Annotated in this window: 4 protein-coding genes; 2 read left to right on the forward strand and 2 right to left on the reverse strand. The window is 62.8% G+C overall.

Annotation, left to right across the window (positions count from 1 at the left end):
• The coding region (locus EN906_RS27080) for a histidinol-phosphate transaminase (protein WP_127375499.1) at positions 1 to 885 on the forward strand (885 nt) is incomplete at its 5' end.
• A gap of 48 nt (positions 886 to 933) precedes the next feature.
• Positions 934 to 1,839, forward strand: coding sequence for an allantoinase PuuE (locus EN906_RS27085; protein WP_127267675.1), 906 nt, complete (start codon positions 934 to 936; stop codon positions 1,837 to 1,839).
• Between the two features lie 144 nt (positions 1,840 to 1,983).
• Here EN906_RS27085 and EN906_RS27090 read toward each other — a convergent pair whose 3' ends face one another.
• Entirely contained in the window at positions 1,984 to 2,754 is a 771-nt protein-coding gene (locus tag EN906_RS27090; protein ID WP_127267676.1) for an SMP-30/gluconolactonase/LRE family protein, read from the reverse strand.
• A gap of 116 nt (positions 2,755 to 2,870) precedes the next feature.
• The coding region (locus tag EN906_RS27095; RefSeq protein ID WP_164777388.1) for an aminomethyltransferase family protein at positions 2,871 to 3,519 on the reverse strand (649 nt) is incomplete at its 5' end.

Genomic DNA, 3,519 nt, shown 5'->3' on the forward strand with positions numbered 1-3,519 from the left:
GCACTGCGCAAGGCGATCGCGCAGGCCTATGGGATCGATCCCAATCTGATCTTGTGCGGCGCCGGTTCGATGGACCTGATCAGCTGCACCATCGCGGCCTTTGCGGGACGAGGCGACGAGGTGCTGGGCACGGCCTATGCCTATAATTTCGCAGCCTCCGCCGCCGCGCGTGTTGGTGCGGCCTACATCAAGGCGGCAGAGCACGATTTCACCGTTTCGACCGGCAGCATCCTGGCTGCCATCACGCCGGCAACGCGGGTCGCGTTCGTCTGCAATCCCGGCAATCCGACCGGCACCCGCATCCGCAACGCCGAGCTGCTGCGCTTGCGCGCCGCCTTGCCGCAGGATGTGCTTCTGGTGATCGACCAGGCCTATGGCGAGTTCGACGACCAAGACCCCGAACCGATCTTTGCGCTGGTCGCGCGTGGCGATACGGTCGTGCTGCGCACGCTTTCCAAAGCCTATGGCCTGGCCGGCGCGCGCGTTGGCTGGGGGGTGTTTCCGCCTTCGGTCGCGGCCGGAGTGCGCAAGATGCAGAACTCCAACCAGGTCACAATGACAAGCCTAGCAATGGCCGTCGCGGCCGTGGAGGACCAGGCCTATATGCGAGAAACCGTGGCCCGCACAGCGAGGATTCGCGACCAGTTCGCGCATGAGCTGAGGGCTAAAGGATATGACGTCCCGGAGAGCCGGACGAACTTCGTGCTGATCCGCTTCTCCGACGAAGCCGCCGCGGAGGCCGCAGAGAAGGCCTTATGGGGCGCCGATATCATTGTGCGCGGCCTGGGCGGCTACGGCCTCACGGACTGTTTGCGCGCGACGGTCGGCCCGCAAGAGATAATGGATCGGGCACTGCGCATACTGATCGACATGCACGGCGGATAGTGTTGGCTACCGCATGTTTTGCGACAGAAGCCTCGGGAGACTTGAGAGATGCCGTATTTGCCTGCCCGTGACTTTATCGGCTATGGCGACAAGCCGCCTGCCGCGCAGTGGCCCGGCGGCGCCAAGCTGGCGCTCAACATCGTCGTCAACTATGAGGAAGGCGCCGAATACAGCATCGACGAGGGCGACGGCGTCTCCGAGGCGATTCTGTCGGATCTTGCCGTGTCTCCGGCGGTGCCGGGTCTGCGCAACCGCAATATGGAATCGCTCTACGAATATGGCTCACGCGTCGGCATCTGGCGGCTCGCCTCGCTGTTTCAGGACAAGGACGTCATCCCGACATTCTACGTGGTGGGGCGCGCGCTCGAGCTCAATCCGGCGGCCGGCAAGGCGATCGCAGCACTTGGCAGTGACATCGTCTGCCATGGCTGGCGCTGGATCGATTACGCGCCGTTGAGCGAGGCCGAGGAGCGCAATCACATCGCGATGACCGTGGATACCGTCGAGAGCCTGACCGGCATTCGCCCGCTCGGCTGGTACACCGGCCGGCCCAGCCTCAACACAAGGCGGCTGGTGGCCGAACATGGCGGCTTCCTCTACGATTGCGACGACTACAATGACGACCTGCCCTATTTCGTCGACGTCGATGCCAAGCGGCATCTGGTGGTGCCGCATAGTTTCGACAACAATGACAGCCGGTTCTCGCGCGGCTCCGGCCTGGAGACAGGCAGCCAGTTCTTCGAATATGTCAGCGATGGTGTGGACTGGCTGCTGGCCGAAGCGGAACGGACGCCACGCATGATGACAGTGTCGCTGCACTGCCGGCTGGCAGCACGGCCGGGCCGCATGATCGGGCTCGCCCGCTTCCTCGACAAGATCAAGGCCAATCCAGACATCTGGATTTGCCGCCGCTCGGACCTTGCCCAACATTGGCTGGATCGGTTCGGCGGCTGACGCCATCAACCGGACCGGTCGGGCGAAGCCTTCACCCGTCCGTCAGTGAACGCGCTATTTGTTTGGAATCTCGTAGACCTTGCCGTACCAGGGCACGGCATCGATTTGATCGAGCGCCATGACGTAGAGCACATTCTCGTCGGGTTAGAAGGCAAAGTTCGGCACGGATGGCGACGGCACTGAAAGCGTGCGCCGCAGCTTGCCGCCCTCATCGACGACGAGGATCTTGCCTGGCGCACCGAGCGAGCGTGGGCTCTGGCCGATATACATCTCGCCCGCCTTGTCCATCTTGATGCCGTCAGGCCAGATGTGCGGCTGGTTCGGGAACAGATCATCGAGGCGCAGGAAGACGCGGCGGTTGTTCAGGGGCGTGATCGGGCTGGACATCGAACTCGATGATGATCCGGTTGTCCTCGGTCTCGACCAGATAGAGCATCTTGCCGTCGTTCGAGATGACGAGACCATTGGCGTTGTGCAGGTCGCGGCATCGATCAACGGCCCGCCCTTGCCGGAGCCGGTGAAATAGATGCCACCATCCTTGTCGGGCGCGAAATCATTCGGTCCGCTGAACGGATTGCCGTCCGTGTCCTTGTCATAGGCCGGCAGCGACTTGCCGTCGGCGAAGATGCGGCCGATCGTGTTGTTGTCATAACAAGTAACGAGGAACTCGCCGGTCGTTGTCGGCAGTACAGCCGAAGGGCCGCAGCCGTCCATCTTCCAGAAGATCGCGTTCTTCTTGCCGTCCCACACGTCCACGGAGCCGCGGCCGTGTTCAACGTAGAAGAGCTTGTCCTGATACCAGATCGGACCTTCGGCAAGCCACGCATCGTCATTGATCGCTTTGACGTTCGCCGCGTGCGTGAAGGACGTGAGAATGAGGGCAAACATGGTGCCCAGCAGATGCCGTTTGATCATGCGATCCCCCTTTGTTTTCAGGTGGTCGAAAATCTTCCTCGTTCAGCTCCGCCGGCGTCTCCGGCCGGCTTCGGTTTTCGTCAGTTGGCTCACTGGGCGAACGGGTGGCCGAGCTTCTACGAGCGCAGCCGCTTGCCCTCGGGGTCGAATGGCGGATGCGGCAGCAGGATTGCCTCATGCGGCCTTCCCAGTATGGCGACCGAGACCTTGTCGCCGGCCTTGGCGGAGCCCGCTTTGACATAGCCAAGCGCCAGCGACTGCTCGACGAAATAGCCGTAGGCGCCTGAAGATACCTGGCCGATCGGCGTGCCGTCGGTGAGGAAGATCGGCTCGCCGCCGGTCGCGTCGGCATCCCTGGCGTCGATCGACAGCATGATGAGCTCATCGCGTACCGGCTTGCCGGCGATGGCAGCGTAGGCATCGCGGTTGAGGAACGCGCCCTTGTCCAGTTTGACAAGGCGATCGAACTTGACCTCCTGCGGCCAATATTCGGGCGAATATTCGCGGCTCCAGCTGCCATAGCCCTTCTCGACGCGCAGCGACATCAGCGCGCGCGAGCCGACCGGTCCGGCGCCGACTTCCTTGCCGGCCTTGAGTAGCGCGCCGTAAAGCTCGACCTGGTCAGTGGCTTCACAATGCAGTTCCCAGCCAAGGTCGCCGGTGAAGGACACTCTGAGCGCCACCACATCGATGCCGGCGACGGTGGTCCGGCGCGACTGCATGAAGGGGAACGCCTCGTTCGACAGATCCTCATTGGTCAGGCGC

Source organism: Mesorhizobium sp. M7A.F.Ca.CA.004.06.1.1, from assembly GCF_003999135.1.
Taxonomy (GTDB): Bacteria; Pseudomonadota; Alphaproteobacteria; order Rhizobiales; family Rhizobiaceae; genus Mesorhizobium.

What these genes read in the sequence shown, in the direction of transcription:
- EN906_RS27090 (WP_127267676.1), bottom strand. Translation starts at nt 2,754, where the DNA reads ATGATCAAACGGCATCTGCTGGGCACCATGTTTGCCCTCATTCTCACG.
- EN906_RS27085 (WP_127267675.1), top strand. Translation starts at nt 934, where the DNA reads ATGCCGTATTTGCCTGCCCGTGACTTTATCGGCTATGGCGACAAGCCG.